Source organism: Parapedobacter deserti, from assembly GCF_042646065.1.
GTDB classification, from domain to species: domain Bacteria; phylum Bacteroidota; class Bacteroidia; order Sphingobacteriales; family Sphingobacteriaceae; genus Parapedobacter; species Parapedobacter deserti.
This window is the reverse complement of record NZ_JBHRTA010000062.1, coordinates 63,161-82,346: the sequence shown is the minus strand read 5'-3', so window position 1 is coordinate 82,346 and position 19,186 is coordinate 63,161. Positions and strand designations below refer to the sequence as shown.

Here is a 19,186-nt window from a genome sequence, read left to right as displayed (position 1 = left end):
ATCTGATACATGACCATCCATAAAGAAGGATATACCAGCATTGCGATTGCAGCGTTAGTGATTTTTATAGCCAACGCGTTAGTCCACTATTTTATACCGGACAATGCACTTGTCGTGTGGACGGTTTATGTGCTTTCTTTTTTGCTTTTCGTTACGGTATTGCAGTTTTTCAGGAGTCCGAGAAGGCGTGTTGTAACAGACGACAACTTGATTCTATGCCCTGCCGATGGTAAAGTCGTGGTCATTGAGGAAACTGAAGAGACGGAATATTTTAACGATAAGCGAATTCAGGTGTCTATATTCATGTCGCCGATCAATGTGCACATCAACCGCAATCCGGTGAGTGGGGTGGTGAGCTTCTTTCGTTACCATGCTGGAAAATATTTGGTTGCATGGCACCCCAAGTCCTCTACACTCAATGAGCGGACAACCATTGCAGTGCGTACTAACCATGGGAAAGAGGTGCTTTTCCGTCAGATTGCAGGTGCCCTGGCCCGGCGCATCGTATGGTACGTCGAGGAAGGAGTGACGGTAAAGCAAGGAGAGGAATTCGGGTTTATCAAGTTCGGCTCCCGTGTGGATGTCTTTCTGCCCCTCGACGCCAAAGTGGATGTGAAAATTGGCGACCTGGTGTCAGGCGGTTTGACGGTTTTAGGGCGTTTCGAATAATCATTTTGTAACCATGCGGTTTATTCTGCTAGTTTTTATCAATGCCTTTGCTGTAGGACTGGCAATAGCCTGTGTAAACTTCTACTTCCAACATAGCTGGCAGTATTTTCTTATCACGTTCGCTATATCGTTTACTGTCAGTTTCATAGCATTTTACTACCTGTTCCAGCGGTACATTTATAATAAGATGAGACTTATATATAAGCTCATTCATAACCTTAAACTTGGAAAGGACTTGAAAGAGGCCTTAGGTGATAAGTTGAGCGATGATCCGATTAACGACCTGGAACAACAGGTAAAAGATTGGGCCAGAGAGAAAAAGAAGGAAATAGATACCTTGAAGGAGCAGGAGAAATTCCGTCGTGAATTTCTCGCTAATATTTCTCACGAATTTAAAACGCCACTGTTTGCTATTCAGGGCTATATTGATGCGCTGCATGACGGCATGATGCAAGAGGACCCTCAAATGGCTGCGCAATTTTTGTCAAAAGCATCCCAGAACCTTGATCGGTTGACGTTTCTGATTAAGGATCTTGATGAAATCTCCAAGTTGGAAAGTGGTCAGATACCCATCAATTATCAAAAGTTTGACCTGGTTGTGTTAGTAAGGGAGGTGCTGGAGGCTATGGAGGACAAAGCAGCGGTTCATGGTATATCGCTCGTTTTTAAGGATAAGTACCAATCCCAAACGATGGTAAGTGCTGATAGGGAAAAAATAAGGCAAGTATTGGTCAACCTGGTTAGCAATTCGATTAAATATGGGAAAGAAAGGGGACAAACCGACCTCCGCATATATGAGCTTTTTGAAACCGTGTTAGTCGAAGTGACAGATGACGGGATTGGCATCGAAGAAAAAAATTTACCGAGAGTTTTCGAACGGTTTTACCGAACCGATAAAAGCCGTTCGCGTAAGATTGGAGGTTCTGGACTGGGGCTCTCCATCGTGAAACATATCATTGAAGCTCATCAGCAGACCGTCAACGTGCGGAGTACCGAGGGCGTTGGTACCACTTTCGCCTTTACCTTGGAAAAAGTAAAACCGGTGATGTAAATTCGTTTGCCCTATTTAACTCGCCATGTATTGTTAATTAACATTGAATTAACATTTACATCATATTTTTGTAAGAAATAAATGCCCTATGTCGCTCAATAGCATATTTCAATATTTCGTTCCCAAAGACAAGAAATTTTTTCCATTGTTTGAGCAAGCTAGTAGCAATCTCATTGAGATGGCGAAGTTATTGAAAGCATTGGTAAATTTACCGGATGCAAGCAATCGGAAAGAACTCTGTATAAGGATCGAAGACCTGGAACACCGTGGGGATGATATTTCTCATCAGATTCACTTAGAATTAGGCAAAAATTTTATCACGCCATTTGACCGTGAGGACATCCATACATTGACAAGTTCGCTCGACGATGTGGCTGATTTCATACATGGGGCATCTAACCGTATCGACCTCTATAAGGTGGAGCGGATAACGGATCCGATTATCGAGATGGCAGATCTGATACTTGAAGCTACTGAAGATGTCGCGAAGGCCGTGCACGAATTGCGCAACCTCAAAAATATCCGGAATATCACGGATTCTTGTGTACGCATCAATAGCATTGAAAATAAAGCAGATTACATCTTTGATAAGGCCGTAGGAGAACTGTTCGAATTCGAAAAGGATGCAATTACGCTTATTAAGTACAAAGAGGTGCTCTCTGCCATGGAAACCGCTACCGATAAATGCGAGGACGTGGCCAACGTGCTGGAGAGCATTCTCGTGAAGAACGCCTAATTCAATACCGCGCATATGCTCACGACACTATTGGTTATTGTCATTATCCTTGCTATCGCGTTCGACTATATCAATGGTTTTCACGATGCGGCAAACTCCATTGCCACTATTGTTTCCACGAAAGTGCTGTCGCCTTTTCAAGCGGTGTTGTGGGCGGCGGCTTTCAATTTTGCAGCTTACTTCTACTTTACCGATCATAAGGTGGCAAACACCGTTGCAAAAACCGTTTTGGAGGAGTATATTACCCTTGAAGTGATTTTTGCAGGATTGATGGCAGCTATCGGTTGGAACCTGTTTACCTGGTACTATGGTGTTCCCTCGAGCTCTTCCCATACATTGATCGGCGGGTTTGCGGGTGCAGGGATGACACATGCGTTTATATTGGGCGACGGTGTTATTGGAGCGATAAATCTGAATGCGACGTTAACAATTATTTCCTTCATTGTATTGGCGCCACTGATCGGTATGGTCATCGCTATTACAATTACGTTGGTGATTATCAACATTTCCAGGAGAGCGAAGCCATCCGTTGCCGAATGGTGGTTTAGGAAACTGCAACTTGTCTCTTCGGCGGCGTTGAGTTTTGCCCATGGAGGGAATGACGCCCAAAAAGTAATGGGGATTATTTTCGTGGCTATGGTTGCTGGTGGTTATCTGCAATCGGGCGATCCTATGCCCGAATGGATACCTTTGACGTGTTACTCTGCTATTGCTTTAGGCACCATGAGTGGCGGCTGGAAAATCGTAAAGACAATGGGTACCAAAATCACCAAGGTGAATGCCCTTGAAGGGGTTGGAGCGGAAACAGCGGGGGCACTTACCTTGGGCATTACTGAACATTTTGGAATCCCGGTGTCTACTACGCATACCATCACCGGTTCGATCATAGGAGTGGGTGTGGTAAAACGCGTTTCAGCGGTGCGATGGGGAGTTACCATCAGTTTGCTATGGGCATGGGTGCTCACAATTCCGGTTTCGGCTATCTTAGCAGGAGCTATGTATACTATGATACATTATATTTTTTAAATTTGAAGCGGTTTTTAAATAATACGTTGTTTAGTAGGAAACCAGGTGTTTAATCTGTAGCTTTACATCGTTTTTGCCAGACTGACCATTAAAATGGACATGCTGGGAAGCGGAGCGCAATGTGTAGCCTAGAAATATTTCGGGAGCTTTTTAAGTGAGCAAAGGTCATTGAAATTTCGTGAGCGGTCACGTTTCAAGATGCCTTAGAGTGTGTAATCGGCTGTTAGACAGGTTGATGAGTTGATTTTTTATGATGTTTTGGCCTATTTTGGCGTTATTTTTTTGGAAAATCAAGAAATCAAGAAAAACTGGAATAGTATTTGCAAATGTTGCGTGAATCAAACTATTGGTTATTTTTGCGAAAAATTAGACAATTAAAAATTTTTAACCTTAAAAAAAACAAGAGTATGAATTATTCTACAATCAAAACGGCAGTTGCTTGCTCGCTGGTAGCAGCCTTAGGATTGGCTGAAACAGCACAGGCACAGGAGCCGACTGTATTTGGAGGAAGATCCCAGTACAGGACGTGGACGATCGGTGTCAATGGTGGTTTTACTACACCGTCAGTAATCATCGGCGGCTCCAATTCATTTGGAAAAGAAGTAAATTATTTCGAGTACAAGCTGCGTGAATATTATGGCGTTTCAGTTCGTAAGCAGTTTTCAAGCTGGTTTGGATTGGAAGGAGCTGTTAACCGCGGACGTATTTTCGCGCATAACGAAGGAGGAGCGAAAACTTTTATCGCACCATGGGGTTCACCTGCTCCGGCTGCTGACCCAGCAGGGTACGAGTCTGCAGAAACCTCAGTTCAGTATAATGCTAGCTTAAACGGTGTATTCCAATTGGCTACTATCGATTTCCTGCGTCGTGAAAATGCAGTGAACTTTTATGCTAGCGTTGGTATCGGTATGCTCGCTTTCAACCCTGTACTTTATACGGACGCTGAGGGCTCCGCAGGTGCATGGGACAATGGCGGCAACTGGGGTCAGGAACGTGGCGACGGTGCTGAATTGACCGGCGACAGGGATTTCAAAAGAGCAACCAATATTCCTGTTGGAGTTGGTTTAAAATTCAAATTGTCTGACCGCGTGGCATTGAACTTGGGTTACACAATGAACTTTGTTGATGACAAAGCATTGTACGGTCCGGTTGGTACTTATAACAACGGCAGCTTTGTACAAAAAGCGACTAACGACAAGTTCTCTTACACCTATGCTGGATTGGAATTCTCGTTGGGCTCTGCTTCAAAACGCGACTTGACTTGGCACAATCCTGTATCTTCTTTGTATGACGAGTTGAAAGATCCTTCATTGCGCAACGAGCTTGAAGCATTGAAGCAACGCGTATCTACTTTAGAAGGTTTGGTTGATGAATTGAGCCGTGACGAAGACGGTGACGGTGTATCTGATAAATTCGACAAGTGCCCGGGAACGCCTGCCGGTACTCAGGTTGACGGTGCTGGTTGCCCTATCAAATTCCCTGAGCCTCAAGAAAGGGCTGTGACAGGTACTTATCAGAATATTCAGTTTGAATTCGACAGCTCTGTATTGAAGACTGAGTCTTACTCAATTCTTGATCGGCTGTCGTCCGAACTGCGTGAAACTGGCGCAACTGTAACATTGGATGGCCATGCGTCATCTGAAGGTTCTGAGGCTTACAACTTGAACTTGTCTCGCGATCGCGCTAACTCTGTAAAGCAATACTTGGTTAACTCTGGCGTAGACGCTGCTAAGGTCAACGTTCAGGCTTTCGGTGAATCAGCTCCGATAGCATCTAACGCAACTGAGGAAGGCCGCGTTCTTAACCGTCGTGTTGAAATCAAAACAGGAAAATAGGCAATTAGTTCTTCAAACAATTGCTGAGTAAAGAGACGGCCACCCCATAAAGGTGGCCGTCTCTCTTTGTTTTCAAACTTTTGTGCTGCGTGGTTGTTTGTTGTTTAGTAATCACTTAACACGAATTATTATGAGCAACTTGAAGTTAAAAGGAAACTGGAACGAGCTTAAAGGAAAAGCTAAGCAGCAATACGCAGATTTGACGGATGATGACCTGCTGTACGAAGAAGGGCAGGAAGATGAGTTGATCGGTCGCATCCAAAGAAAGACGGGAAAGGCACGTGACGAGGTGGTCGATTGGCTAAATTCGTTATAATGACGCAAAGTTTAGAAGAAGCGTCGCCGGTGATTGTCGGCGGCGCTTTTTCTTTTAACTTAGTTTTTCTTATTAACTTAGGCCCATGGTTAAAAAACGACCTGCAATTCTCGTTGTCAATGACGATGGAATTACCGCGCCAGGCATCAAGGTATTGATTGAGGAAATGCAAAAGATAGGCGATGTAACCGTGGTCGCACCGGAAGGGCCTCAATCCGGCACCGGACATGCCATAACCATAGGTAAACCCTTACGCATTGACCGGATTTATATTTATCCGGAGGTAGAAATGTACAAATGTTCAGGGACACCGGTAGACTGCGTGAAACTGGCAGTAAACAAGGTATTCAAAGGAAGGAAGCCTGACATCTGTGTGTCGGGTATCAATCACGGGCTTAACAACTCAATCAATGTGCTTTACTCGGGTACCATGTCTGCTGCGGTTGAAGGGGCCATCGAAGACATTCCTTCCATTGGGTTTTCCTACGATGATCTAGAGTTCGATGCAGATTTTTCGCAATGCAGACCTTATGTACGGCAGCTTACGGAGCAGGTTTTGACAAACGGACTACCCAAGGGTACGCTGCTTAACGTTAACTTCCCGAAAGTAGATCGAATCAAGGGAATAAAGGTCTGCCGCCAAGCTGATGCCAAGTGGGCCGAAGAATTTGATGAACGGCGCGATCCCAGCAACCGAGGTTATTATTGGCTTACCGGCGTATTTCAGCTGCGCGACAAAGGTGAAGACACGGATGTATGGGCCCTGCAAAATGGTTTTGTCTCCGTGGTGCCCGTTCAATTTGATATGACTGCTCATCATGCCATACCTATACTCAACTCCTGGGACTTTAAAACCGATTGATTTTATTGAAGTGAAGAAAAATTCTTTTTTATTTGGTTCAATCATCGGACTGTTGGCTCCGTCCATCGCATATTTCATCATGTTGCTTACCCCACCATTGGCTATAACGATCGGTGTCAGGCCCTTGGGTTTATACGCCGTCTCAGCGCTCATAAACCTGCTACTTGTACGGTTCTTCTATCGGAATACGCTTGAGAAGAGTGCCCATGGCGTTGTGTTGATTACCTTTGCGGCAGCATTGTGGTTGATTTTTACACAGAATTTGTCTCTGGAATGAAACTGACGCTTGGATTTTCGCCCTGTCCCAACGACACGTTTATTTTCGATGCGTTAATTCATCGCAAGATAGATACCGAGGGACTAAATTTCGATGTATATTATGAGGATGTCGAGACGCTAAATCAGAAGGCGTTCAACGGTGAATTGGATGTCACCAAACTCAGTTATCATGCTTATGCCTTTGCAGTGGAAGACTATGTGCTGTTAAACGCAGGCAGCGCACTGGGGTTTGGTGTCGGACCTCTCCTGATTTGCAAGCAAAAGGGGTTAGCGGAGCAATTGGCGTACGCCAGTGATCAATGGACGGTAAGCGGCAGTGAGTTGAAGGTAGGGATTCCGGGGAAGTATACGACAGCAAATTTTTTGTTAGGGTTGGCATACCCCGGGTTGACTAATAGACATGAGCTATTGTTTTCGGACATTGAACAGGCGTTGCTGGATGAGCGGATTGATCTCGGTCTGATTATCCATGAAAACCGGTTTACCTTTCAAAATAAAGGACTATACCAGGTGGTCGATTTGGGCGATTTCTGGGAAAAAATGGCCAGCGCTCCCATCCCATTGGGGGGCATTGTCGTCAAACGGGGACTGCCTGACGAGGTGAAGCACCGAGTTGATACCGCGATCCGTCGGAGCGTGGAATATGCGTTTGCTAATCCTAAGTCGAGTATCGATTTTGTCCGTTCGCATGCGCAGGAGATGAGCGAAGCGGTCATGTATAAGCACATCGAGCTTTATGTGAATAGATATTCGCTGGCTCTCGGCGAAGAAGGACGCGCGGCGATCCGGACGCTTTTTGAAAAGGCATGGCAACTAGGGCTTGTACCCCAGACCGCCAACGAATTGTTTTTGTTTTCCGCCTAAGCTGTTGGCCCATTCGTATGCCAAATTCTCAAATCTAATAATTAACTTTGCCCATTATGCCATATTGGCGGCGCGGGGGTTTTTTGGTGTTATTGTTGAACAATATGGTACGTCATCTAGTAAAAGATAGAAAATGTTAACATTCCTAAGTAAAATATTCGGAAGCAAATCTGAACGGGACATCAAGCATGTTCAGCCTTTGTTGGAAAAAATCAAGGCGGAATATCCAAAGCTTGAAAGTCTGACAAACGATGAACTCCGAGCAAAGACAGCTGATTTTAAACAGCGCATAGCTGAATACCTCACTGATATTGACAAAGAGATTGCGGAGCTGAAGCGTGAAGCGGAGCAGGAAGGGGTCGATATGACCGAAAAAACGGCGATCTACGATAAGGTTGACAAGTTGGGGAAAGAGCGCGATCAGAAATTGGAAGAAATTCTGCTGCAACTGCTTCCTGAAGCGTTCGCCGTGGTAAAAGAAACCGCCCGACGGTTTACCGAAAACAAGGAGTTGGAAGTAGCCGCATCGGACTTCGACCGTGAAATCGCCGCGGCAAAACCGAACGTGCAGATTGTCGGCGACAAGGCAATATGGAAGAATACATGGTTAGCTGCCGGCAGCGAAGTTACATGGAACATGATACACTACGACGTGCAGTTGATCGGTGGTATTGTACTCCATGAAGGTAAAATCGCCGAAATGGCCACTGGTGAAGGTAAAACCTTAGTAGGTACCCTTCCTGCCTACCTGAATGCATTGTCCGGTCAAGGCGTTCATATCGTCACCGTAAACGACTACCTCGCACGGCGCGATTCCGAGTGGAATGGACCATTGTTTGAATTCCATGGGTTGCGGGTTGATTGTATTGATAAACATCAACCGAACTCGCCGGCCCGTCGCAACGCGTATGCGGCAGACATCGTGTTTGGCACCAATAATGAATTCGGCTTCGATTACCTGCGCGATAATATGGCACAGGCGCCCGAAGCGCTGGTCCAGCGCAAGCTGCACTTTGCAATGGTGGACGAGGTAGACTCGGTTTTGATCGACGATGCCCGAACACCGCTGATTATCTCCGGCCCAATACCGCGCGGTGATCAGCATGAATTTTATGAGCTTAAGCCCCGCATTGAACGCTTAGTCAACACACAGAAAGCGTTTATCAACGGAGTGCTTAATGAGGCAAAGCGGGCTATCGCAAATGGTGATACCGGTGTAGAAGGAGGTGGGCTGGCGCTTTTGCGTGCGCACCGCGGGTTACCCAAAAATAAGGCGCTTATTAAATTTCTGAGTGAGGGAAACAACCGCCAGATCCTCCAGAAAACAGAAAACTATTACTTGCAGGAACAAAGCAAGAATATGCACAAGGTAGACGCCGAGCTTTATTTTATCATCGATGAAAAGAACAATCAGGTCGAACTGACGGAAAAAGGCATCGAGTTGATCACCGCTTCGGGAGAAGATCCCAATTTCTTCATTATGCCGGACGTGGGCACTGACGTAGCCGAGATCGAGAAATCGTCGCTCAGCCCCGAGGAAAGACTAGCAAAGAAAGAAGAGTTGATGCGCGATTTTTCGATCAAGTCCGAACGAATCCATTCGGTCAACCAACTGCTCAAAGCGTATACGTTGTTTGAGCGTGATGATGAATATATCATTGACGAAGGTAAAGTCAAAATCGTGGATGAACAGACCGGCCGGATCATGGAAGGCCGTCGTTATTCCGATGGCTTGCACCAAGCCATAGAGGCGAAAGAAAATGTAAAAGTTGAAGACGCCACCCAGACCTATGCCACCATCACGCTGCAAAATTATTTCCGTATGTATCACAAGCTGGCAGGTATGACCGGTACAGCGATTACGGAGGCAGGTGAGCTCTGGCAAATTTATAAACTGGACGTGGTTGAGATTCCAACTAACGTTGTGACGCAACGCGAGGATAAGCATGATTTGATTTACCGCACCGCGCGCGAAAAGTACAACGCTGTCGTTGAGGAAATTCATAAGCTTACGCAAGAGGGGCGGCCTGTGCTGGTTGGTACCACATCCGTGGAAATTTCCGAGTTGTTGAGCCGCATGCTTAAACTTCGTGGTGTGAGACACAACGTGTTGAATGCAAAACTGCACCAACGCGAGGCCGATATTGTGGCTGAGGCTGGGCAAGCGGGTATGGTCACCATTGCGACAAACATGGCAGGCCGTGGTACGGATATCAAGCTCGGCCCGGGGGTAAGAGAAGCGGGCGGTTTGGCAATCATCGGCACGGAACGCCATGAGTCACGCCGGGTAGACCGGCAGCTGAGGGGGCGTGCAGGCCGGCAAGGAGACCCCGGTTCGTCCCAGTTTTTCGTGTCGCTTGAAGACCCCTTGATGCGCTTGTTTGCATCTGAGCGGATCTCCAACATTATGGTGCGCATGGGTGTTCAAGAAGGCGAGGTGATGCAGCACAGCATGCTGACTAAGTCGATTGAACGGGCGCAAAAGAAAGTGGAGGAAAATAACTTTGGGATACGTAAGCGGCTGCTGGAATACGACGACGTAATGAACTCCCAGCGTACGGTAATTTATGCCAAGCGTAAAAATGCTCTGTTTGGCGAACGTCTTGATGTGGAGTTGAACAATACCATTTTTGATGTGGTTGAAGACGTGGTGGCAACTTATAAGGAAACAGGCACCTATGAAGATTTTCAATTGGAGGTTATTCGTATATTCTCCTTGGATCCCGATATTGACGCCGAAGCGTTTGCAAACAGCAATATCACTGCGCTTACCGACAGGCTTTTCGCTCAGATAAGTGCTTATTATCAGGAGAAAGCCAATCGCACTGCTAAGCAAACGCTACCGGTATTGACAGACGTCTTCGCTACGCGGGGGGAGCAGATTGAAAACATTGTGGTCCCGTTCTCTGATGGCCTACGGGGTATACAAGTGGCGACAAACTTGAAAAAGGCAGTTGAGTCAGGCGGGACCGAAGTGTTTAAGTCGTTTGAAAAAGGGGTTGTGCTCGCCTTGATTGATGAAGCGTGGAAAGAGCACTTGAGGGACATGGATGAATTGAAGCAATCTGTACAAAATGCGGTATATGAGCAGAAGGATCCGATCATCATCTATAAGATGGAAGCCTTCAATTTATTCAAACAGATGCTGGTCAACATGAACAAGGATCTGGTTGGCTTCCTGTTCAAAGGCGAAATCCCGAACCAACAGCCGCAGGATGTTCGTGAGGCGCGGCCGTTGCCAAGGCAGGAAACACGCGTAAAGACTTCCAAACCCGAGCTCGTTGCGTCTGGAGGTGGTGCGCCGGCTCAGGATACGCGCGAAATTCAACGGACCCAACCCATCCGCAATGAGCAGAAAGTTGGTAGAAACGACCCCTGTCCTTGCGGAAGCGGTAAGAAATACAAAAATTGCCACGGGGCGTAAAAGAAATAGGAAATGACTAAAAAAGGCATCGTACTCCTTGCTGTGTTTGTGTGTGTGGCAGTCCTGTCTGGGTATGCGCAGAAAAAAGGACAAGTAGAAGTAGTGGCAGACCCTTTGATTAGTCTGATGCAACGGAATCGGATGGGAACTAATATTACAGCGAGGGCCACTTCAAGTAAACCAGCTGTTGACAGGAAAAACGCTACCCGTACGACAGCGATGGGCTTCCGGGTCCAGATTTATTCAGGGAGTGATCGTTCGGAAGCGTATGCCGAGCAAGCCCGCTTTAAAAGGTTGTATAAGGATATTGACACCTATGTGAGTTACGAAGAGCCCAACTACCGGGTTAAGGTGGGCGACTTTAAAAGTAGGGCTGACGCGCAGGAATTGATGCAGGGGCTGCGTAAGCAATTCAATAACGTGTTTATCTTTACCGAGGAAATCTATGTCTACCAATGATCGAAGGGCTGATGATGAAAGATAGGATTAAAGCGCTCGCCACCCAAATCTATGGGAAAACAGTGGCTCAACGGAGACACCTTCATCAGTATCCTGAGTTGTCATTTGAAGAATACGAGACATCAGCCTTTATAAAGGCCGAGTTGGATGAACTGAGCGTACCCTATGTTTCCATGGCTAATACCGGGTTGGTAGCTCACATTATCGGCGAACGGCCTTCCGATAAGGTGATTGCGCTACGCGCAGATATGGATGCGCTTCCAATTACCGAAATGCCAGGCCGTGAATACGGCTCGAAGAAACCCGGCGTTATGCATGCCTGTGGGCATGATGTGCATACGGCTTCTTTGTTAGGGACCGCTCATATCCTTCAGTCGTTAAAGGCTGAATTTGGAGGGACTGTCAAACTGATTTTTCAGCCCGGGGAGGAGCGGCTTCCTGGAGGAGCAAGCTTGATGATCAAAGAAGGTGTATTGCAAAACCCTGTTCCTCAAGCCGTGATCGGGCAACACGTAATGCCGCTGATTCCTGTGGGCAAAGTGGGGTTCCGTGCAGGCAAATACATGGCGTCCACCGATGAACTATATGTGACGGTGCGGGGAAAAGGCGGGCATGGAGCGCAACCGCAGCAGAATATTGATCCGGTGGTTATCACGGCGCATATCATCACAGCTTTACAGCAAATAGTCAGCAGGGGCGCAGACCCCAAGATGCCGACCGTGTTGTCTTTCGGAAAAGTCATCGCCAACGGGGCGACTAATATAATTCCCGACGAGGTATATCTTGAGGGCACGTTTCGCACGTTTGACGAGGACTGGCGGAAGGAGGCCCATACGCGAATGAAAAAAATGGCGGAAGGCATTGCCGAAAGCATGGGAGCAGCTTGTGATTTCGAAGTTCGTGTGGGATATCCGTTTCTCACTAACGAAGAGGAACTGACCGGAAGGGTGCGCGGTTATGCAGGAGAGTTCCTTGGCAGTGAAAATGTAGTGGATTTAGACATTTGGATGGCGGGTGAGGATTTTGCCTATTATTCTCAAGCCTCCGCTGCCTGCTTTTATCGATTGGGCACTGGCAATGCGCAAAAGGGTATTACTTCTGCGGTGCACACGCCGAAATTCGATATCGATGAGCATGCGTTGGCATTGAGCACTGGACTGATGGCTTATATCGCATTGCGGCAACTGGGCAACTGATATTTCTTCGCAACACCCCTATGCCTCCGCATCACGTTGTCGAAGGAGACCAGGAGGCCGGCCCTGATTGCCTTGGAAATCGTAGGCATTAGCCGGTCGGGGCGAAAGCTGATAACCGATGAACGATATTACCATCTGCATAGCGACGTTAGACGAGGTATTTGTCATTAACAGACTGGCACACGAAATCTGGTGGCCCGCCTATGCCAAGCTGCTGCCGCATGACCAGATCGACTTTATGTTAAAGGCAATATATTCCTTTGACGCATTGCGGAATCAGATGGCTGCAGGGCAACGCTTCTGTCTGGCAAAAAGGAATGGCGACGCGATCGGATTTGTCGGGTTTCAGCCAAAGCCGTCCGTCCGCAGCATCATGCGTATTGAGAAACTTTACGTGCTGCCTTCCGAGCAAAAGAAAGGAATTGGTAAGCTTTTGATCGATTATGTTGCTCAAATTGCATTGACGGCTGATCTCCACTGCCTCGAATTGAATGTCTATCAATACAATCCGGCTAAGGCATTTTATGAGCGCGAGGGGTTTAAGGTAGTTGAAGCTGTGGAAATCCCATACCACGGCTATGTTCTGAATGACTATGTAATGCAGAAACAGCTACCTTAACATCGTTTTTTGGGGTAACTGCAAACAATGCCGTCCCGATGATTGTCTCTCAACAGGAAGCTTTCCCGCTTGGGACTGTATACTTGATGAGCGCAGATGATTAATAAAAATCTAATTTCCTTTTATTGCGATGCGTTAGCTTTATTGCAAAGCAATCAATGCGAGTTTATGGTTGGAGGTGGATATGCAGTTGTCCACTATACCGATGTGCACCGGGCCACCAAAGACCTGGATATTTTCTGCCAGCCACATGAATATCCGAAAATCCTTAAGTGCTTTGCCGACAACGGATATAGCACAGAGCTAACTGATTCAAGATGGCTGGCTAAGGTGTTTAAAGACGACCACTTTATTGACATTATTTTTGATACGGTAAATAATATCTGTAAAGTGGATGATACATGGTATGCATATGCGGAAGAAGGTAATTTCTACGGCGTACCGGTCCGGTTTATTCCGCCGGAGGAACTGATTTGGTGCAAGATATACGTGCAGAACCGGGAAAGAAACGACAGTGCGGACGTAAATCACCTGCTATTGAGAACCGGCCATCGGTTGGATTGGACAAGACTCTGGAAGCGGCTGGATACGCATTGGCACCTGTTGTTGGCACAGCTGCTGATCTTTCAGTTTGTATATCCATCCGATTACCGCAGCATCATACCCGACTGGTTGTTTCATGACCTGCTTACCCGGGCAAGAGAACAGTACGATTTGCCGTCCTCATTGGAAAAGGTGTGTAGAGGCCCATTGATTGATCAAACGCAATATGAAGTGGATATCAAAGAGTGGAATTATAAAGCATATACGATAAAAACGGTATGACGACAAGCTCATGGAAAAGGAAAAGAAAACAATAAAGATAGCTGCGATCGGGGATTTGCATGTGCGCGAAACAGATCGTGGCAAATGGAAAGATTTCTTTGCAGCGATCAACAAAGTCGCTGATATTTTAGTGGTTGCGGGTGATATTACGGACACGGGGGATGAGGATGAGGCAGCACTGTTTGTTGAAGAGTTAAAAGGATGCAACATGCCCCTGGTAGGTGTACTGGGCAATCATGATTATGAAAAGGGCCGGCATAAAACCATTAAGGCAGTGCTCCAAGAAGCTAACATGCATGTGCTGGATGGGGAATCCACAATCATAAGCGGAGTCGGTTTTGCAGGAATTAAGGGCTTTGGTGGAGGGTTTGGTGCGCGTATGCTTTCGCGGTTCGGCGAAGATATGATGAAATCATTTGTGCAGGAAGCGGTTGATGAAGGGTTGAAACTGGAACGGGCCTTGTCGCGGTTAGGACAGCACCGCGACGAGATCAGTAAGATAGCTGTTATGCACTACGCTCCGATCCCCGAGACTGTGGAAGGCGAACCCTTGGAAATCTATCCGTTCTTAGGTTCCTCGAGATTGTTGGAACCACTTCAACGAACTAAGGTAATGGCCGTGTTTCACGGACATGCCCACATGGGGAAATACGAGGGCGAAACTCCCGACGGGACGAAAGTATGGAATGTTTCGTTGCCGGTATTGGCTCGCCAGGGTATGCAATATCCTTTTCATCTTATGGAAGTGGAGGCCGTGGAGGAGGAAACCGCGGGAGCGGTGATTAAGTAACAAAGCGCAGACGGTTGTTGGTTTTGCTCATTGTTTTTCTATTTTTGAGGCCTTAAGGCATTTTCGCTTTAAACCAAAAATTGTCAAAACATGGGAGACCGGCACGTTTATAATAGTGGGATCATCGGAAATTGTGCTTACTTAGCACACATACAAACGGACACAAACATATCTTGGTTATGTTGGCCATCGTTTGACAGCTCATTTATATTCGGGGGGCTATTGGATACAGATAGGGGAGGTCGGTTTTCCATACAGCCCTCGGCCGAATTCACGAGTGACCAATATTATACCGAAAATACAAACGTGCTTTGCACGGAAATCACCACTGCCGACGGGAGCTACCGGATTACGGACTTTGCTCCCCGTTTCAGGCAATACGAGCGTTATTTCAAACCCTTGATGCTCATCCGGAAAATTGAGCCATTGGCTGGCAATCCACGAATTCGTGTGATCTGTGAACCAATGAGCCAATACGGTCAACGTGCGTTCGATAAATTCCGAGGAAGCAACCACGTGGAATTCAGCAATGGCGTAGAGCGGATGCGGCTGACGACCGATGTTTCAATAAGCCATTTTTTCGGTGAGGAGCCGTTTGTGTTGAGTGAGACCAAGTATTTGGTGCTTACATATGGACAGCCTTTGGAGGCACCGCTCGAACGCACTGTTGAGCACTTTCTTCGGGAGACGGTAGGTTACTGGCGTAGGTGGATAAAGCATGCTACGATTGCCCCGTTTCACCAAGAGGCGGTTATCCGTTCGGCACTCGCCTTGAAGATTCACCAGTATGAAGATACGGGAGCCATCATTGCCGCGGGTACGACCAGCCTTCCCGAACACCCGGGGAGCGGACGCAATTGGGACTACCGCTATTGTTGGTTGCGCGACAGCTACTACGTGCTCACGGCGCTAAACCATATCGGTCAGTTTGAGGAAATGGAACTGTACGCGCACTACATCACCAACATTACACACGCCAATAGTGGCAGGTTACAACCACTTTACGGAATAAGCGGGCAGGTTGAATTGACTGAGCGGATCCTGGATAATCTGAGCGGTTATCAAGGAAACAAGCCGGTGCGGATCGGCAATCAGGCTTATGAGCATATCCAAAATGACGTATATGGGCAAGCAATGATTGCATTGCTACCGCTATATACAGACTACCGATTCGTTTTCAAGGAACGGTCGGACGCAGGACGTTGGGTAGACTACATTCTCCGAAAGATCGAAAAGACCATTGACGAAAAGGACGCCGGTATCTGGGAATTCAGGAATTTCGCCAATCATCACTGCTATTCGAATCTTTTTCAGTGGGCGGGAAGTTCGGCGGCGTGCAAAATCGGGAGGGTCATCGGTGACCAGCAATTAATTGAACGGGCAGAGGCGCTAATGAAGCGTGCCGAGCATTACATCGAAGCATGTTACGATGCGGATCGACGGGTGTATACCAATGCGGTAGGCAGTCCACATTTGGATGCCAGCACCCTACAATTGATCGTGATGCACTACCTTGACCCCTCGTCGGAGAGAGCCCGCGCCCATCTTGAGGCGTTGGAACGTGAACTGAAAACCCCACAAGGACTCTTTTACCGTTACCTACACGCGGATGACTTCGGCAAACCAAAATCTACGTTCCTCATCTGTGCATTTTGGTATGTGGAAGCACTGGCCAGCGTAGGCCGCGTGGACGAAGCCATCACAACGTTCGAAAGGTTGCTGACCTATGCCAATCACCTCATGCTCTTCAGCGAGGATGTCGATGAATCGAATGGAAGCCAATGGGGCAATTTTCCCCAAGCTTACAGCCATGTCGGGCTGATGAATGCGGCTTACCGTATAGCGACGAAACTTGATCGTCCCATCTTCGTCGGTTAAAGAGCTCCCGGTGCGCCTGATACGCGCGCAAGTTTTCCCAGCAAAACGCGCACGTCTTGCTGTTTCTTGAGGTAAAACCGCGCAGTGGAAACTTCCGTTCCTACTTTGATGGTATATGCATCCGGAGGCAATGCCTGGAAGGTGTCTTCATCAGTGCGATCGTCGCCTATTGATAGGATAAAGTCGTACCTGTTTTCGTGGAGGATATCCAGTGTCGCCCGGCCTTTGTTCACTTCGGCGCTCCGAATCTCAACTACCTTGTCGCCGTCTAACAGTTGTAGTCCGTACGCGGCGGAGTAATCCCGTAAGCTATCGATCAGCTCATGTGCCAGAAGAGGCCCCAGATCGCGTTGTACTTTGCGATAATGCCAGGCAAGCGAAAAGCTTTTTTCTTCAACGAATGCGCCCGGTGTGCGGTCTGCATAAGACTCCATGAGCGCACCTACTTCTTCTTTCCAGGTGTTGGAAAGCCCGCTTTTGAGCCGCCATTCCATTCCGGGCTCTTTCGTCCAGACACCATGTTCGGCCACCAAGCTATAGGCTTTGCCGCAAAACCACTTTTCAAGGGTACTGTGTTTCCGTCCACTGATGATGACCAGGTGGTTATGTACGTCGGCTTCCAGCATATCGAGTAATTGGTAAAGTTCCTCGTCTGGTGAGGCCTTGTCGATGTCATCCTGAAAGCCTACTAAAGTGCCGTCGTAGTCGAGCAATAGCAGGCGGCTGCTTGCGTTTCGATAAGAAGTGATAATATGTTCCTCTATGCTTGCACCAACAAGCCTGGCTTTTGTAGTCGATTGTACGTTCTTTATTTCTTGAAGTCTGTTCATAAATAGATTTGCCCAGTGTTGCACGTTAAATTTAAATACAATGGTACGCATGGATTTCATACGTCTGTTCATTTCTGCCATCGGCATGTTTAAGGCTTGCAGCAATGCGCTGCGGATGTCATGGATGTCATTCGGGTTTACGACCAAGGCGTCAAGGAGCTCTTTGGCTGCTCCCGCCATTTCGCTTAGAATTAGCACGCCCGAATTGTCGTTCCTGCTAGCTATATATTCTTTGCTCACAAGGTTCATTCCATCACGCATCGGCGTCACTAAACAAACGTCAGCCACGTTGTACAATGCCGATATTTCTTCAACAGGGTAGCCGTGGTAAAAATAGGCTACCGGATACCAGTCATATACCCCGTATTGTGCATTGATATGGCCTACCAACCGGTCTATTTGATCTTTAAGTTCCCGGTACTGGGGCACTGTATCGCGCGATGGAACCACTACCATATACAAGGTTACCTGTTTATGGAAAGCGGGGTTCTCCTGCAAGAAAAGTTCGAAGGCCTCTAACCGTTGAAGGATACCTTTACTATAATCCAATCGATCTATAGTTAGGATGATTTTCTGCTCGGCAAACGTTGCTCTCAGTTCAGCGATACGGTTTTGCACCGCTTCCTCAGCAGATAATTCAGCAAACCGCTTAGCGTCGATGCCCATGGGGAACGGTTCTGCAAAAACCGTTCGTCCATCCACTTCCAGCCGGTTGGAGTTGTTGTTGGTTGGGGTGAGACGGGTAGCCGAGCTAACAAAATGGCAAACGTCATCGAACGTATGAAAGCCGAGCAAATCAGCTCCTAACATACCCTGTAACAATTCTTTTCGCCAGGGGATGAGCCGGAAAAGCTCCTGCGACGGAAAAGGAATGTGTTGAAAAAAGCCGATGGAAGCATCAGGAAGCGCATCGCGGAGTAGGCCAGGAAGCAAAAGGAGCTGGTAGTCGTGAACCCAAATCGTGTCATCGGGCGTTGCATGCTCGATGATCAAGTCACGAAATTTTTCGTTCACGCGCACATAAGTCTCCCAATTAGCGAGGTCATAGTTTGCATAGGAAGGCAAATAATGGAAAATGGGCCACAGCACCTCGTTCGAAAACCCTTCATAAAAACCCTTGATCTCTTCCTCGCTCAAAAAAAGGGGAACTAAGCGCCTTTCTTTCAATAACGATGTAAAGTGTGACCGCTGTGCTTGATCATCGACGGCAACTCCGGGCCAGCCGATCCAGGTATTTTCACCTTGAGCATGTATCGACGCTAATCCGGTCGCTAATCCGCCCTCACTGGGTTGTAATGCATAACCGTCACCTTCTTCGATAATTTTAATAGGCAAACGGTTTGATACAATGATAGTCTTACTCACGTTGTTTCAATAAATTTTATTTATACTCCTACTTATTGCGGATAGGTGTGTAATCTAGCATCGATACCTGATCCAGTGGTAGGTGGCGGATGGCACAATTTAGGATTATGCCAATTGCCAATTTGATACATGCTTCACAATATAAGGATAAACAAGTAAAGT

The 19,186-nt window shown here is 47.2% G+C and carries 17 protein-coding genes; 16 read left to right on the top strand and 1 reads right to left on the bottom strand.

The features are described 5' to 3' along the window. The first annotated feature begins 9 nt into the window (after positions 1 to 9). From ACFOET_RS20485 to ACFOET_RS20410, 16 genes are all read left to right on the top strand, one after another. Positions 10 to 669 carry a phosphatidylserine decarboxylase family protein gene (locus ACFOET_RS20485; RefSeq protein ID WP_379026219.1) on the top strand — a complete coding sequence of 220 codons (660 nt, stop codon included), beginning with the start codon at positions 10 to 12 and terminating at the stop codon, positions 667 to 669. A 13-nt stretch (positions 670 to 682) separates the two neighbouring features. Next, positions 683 to 1,720 (top strand): sensor histidine kinase, encoded by a 1,038-nt coding sequence (locus ACFOET_RS20480; RefSeq protein ID WP_379026217.1) that lies wholly within the window; start codon positions 683 to 685, stop codon positions 1,718 to 1,720. Between the two features lie 88 nt (positions 1,721 to 1,808). Beyond that, on the top strand, positions 1,809 to 2,456 hold the full coding sequence (locus ACFOET_RS20475) for a DUF47 domain-containing protein (protein WP_379026215.1): 648 nt from the start codon (positions 1,809 to 1,811) through the stop codon (positions 2,454 to 2,456). A 15-nt stretch (positions 2,457 to 2,471) separates the two neighbouring features. Beyond that, positions 2,472 to 3,482 carry an inorganic phosphate transporter gene (locus tag ACFOET_RS20470; RefSeq protein WP_379026213.1) on the top strand — a complete coding sequence of 337 codons (1,011 nt, stop codon included), beginning with the start codon at positions 2,472 to 2,474 and terminating at the stop codon, positions 3,480 to 3,482. 407 nt (positions 3,483 to 3,889) lie between these two features. After that, entirely contained in the window at positions 3,890 to 5,317 is a 1,428-nt protein-coding gene (locus tag ACFOET_RS20465) for an OmpA family protein (RefSeq protein ID WP_379026569.1), read from the top strand. Between the two features lie 130 nt (positions 5,318 to 5,447). Further along, on the top strand, positions 5,448 to 5,633 hold the full coding sequence (locus tag ACFOET_RS20460; protein WP_379026211.1) for a CsbD family protein: 186 nt from the start codon (positions 5,448 to 5,450) through the stop codon (positions 5,631 to 5,633). Positions 5,634 to 5,718: 85 nt separating this feature from the next. After that, positions 5,719 to 6,495: a 5'/3'-nucleotidase SurE gene (gene surE, locus ACFOET_RS20455; protein ID WP_379026209.1), complete on the top strand. Its 777-nt coding sequence runs from the start codon at positions 5,719 to 5,721 to the stop codon at positions 6,493 to 6,495. A gap of 10 nt (positions 6,496 to 6,505) precedes the next feature. After that, positions 6,506 to 6,772, top strand: a complete 267-nt coding sequence (locus ACFOET_RS20450; RefSeq protein WP_379026207.1) for a hypothetical protein — start codon at positions 6,506 to 6,508, stop codon at positions 6,770 to 6,772. Beyond that, on the top strand, positions 6,769 to 7,638 hold the full coding sequence (locus ACFOET_RS20445; RefSeq protein ID WP_379026205.1) for a 1,4-dihydroxy-6-naphthoate synthase: 870 nt from the start codon (positions 6,769 to 6,771) through the stop codon (positions 7,636 to 7,638). The genes ACFOET_RS20450 and ACFOET_RS20445 overlap by 4 nt, the downstream gene beginning before the upstream one ends. A 133-nt stretch (positions 7,639 to 7,771) precedes the next feature. Beyond that, positions 7,772 to 11,062 carry a preprotein translocase subunit SecA gene (gene secA / locus ACFOET_RS20440; protein ID WP_379026203.1) on the top strand — a complete coding sequence of 1,097 codons (3,291 nt, stop codon included), beginning with the start codon at positions 7,772 to 7,774 and terminating at the stop codon, positions 11,060 to 11,062. A gap of 12 nt (positions 11,063 to 11,074) precedes the next feature. Continuing rightward, positions 11,075 to 11,521, top strand: a complete 447-nt coding sequence (locus ACFOET_RS20435) for an SPOR domain-containing protein (protein WP_379026201.1) — start codon at positions 11,075 to 11,077, stop codon at positions 11,519 to 11,521. Positions 11,522 to 11,532: 11 nt separating this feature from the next. After that, a complete protein-coding gene (locus ACFOET_RS20430) occupies positions 11,533 to 12,717 on the top strand; it encodes a M20 metallopeptidase family protein (RefSeq protein ID WP_379026199.1) in 1,185 nt (394 codons plus the stop codon). A gap of 118 nt (positions 12,718 to 12,835) precedes the next feature. Next, positions 12,836 to 13,336, top strand: a complete 501-nt coding sequence (locus ACFOET_RS20425; protein WP_379026197.1) for a GNAT family N-acetyltransferase — start codon at positions 12,836 to 12,838, stop codon at positions 13,334 to 13,336. 96 nt (positions 13,337 to 13,432) lie between these two features. Continuing rightward, complete coding sequence (locus tag ACFOET_RS20420) at positions 13,433 to 14,161, top strand: nucleotidyltransferase (RefSeq protein ID WP_379026195.1); 729 nt, start codon at positions 13,433 to 13,435, stop codon at positions 14,159 to 14,161. A 10-nt stretch (positions 14,162 to 14,171) separates the two neighbouring features. Then, positions 14,172 to 14,951 (top strand): metallophosphoesterase family protein, encoded by a 780-nt coding sequence (locus ACFOET_RS20415; protein ID WP_379026193.1) that lies wholly within the window; start codon positions 14,172 to 14,174, stop codon positions 14,949 to 14,951. Between the two features lie 90 nt (positions 14,952 to 15,041). Beyond that, positions 15,042 to 16,829 carry a glycoside hydrolase family 15 protein gene (locus ACFOET_RS20410; protein ID WP_379026191.1) on the top strand — a complete coding sequence of 596 codons (1,788 nt, stop codon included), beginning with the start codon at positions 15,042 to 15,044 and terminating at the stop codon, positions 16,827 to 16,829. Here the strand turns inward: ACFOET_RS20410 and ACFOET_RS20405 are convergent. Beyond that, positions 16,826 to 19,024, bottom strand: a complete 2,199-nt coding sequence (locus tag ACFOET_RS20405; protein ID WP_379026189.1) for a bifunctional alpha,alpha-trehalose-phosphate synthase (UDP-forming)/trehalose-phosphatase — start codon at positions 19,022 to 19,024, stop codon at positions 16,826 to 16,828. The two genes, ACFOET_RS20410 and ACFOET_RS20405, sit on opposite strands and share 4 nt — an antisense overlap. Between the last annotated feature and the right edge of the window lie 162 nt (positions 19,025 to 19,186).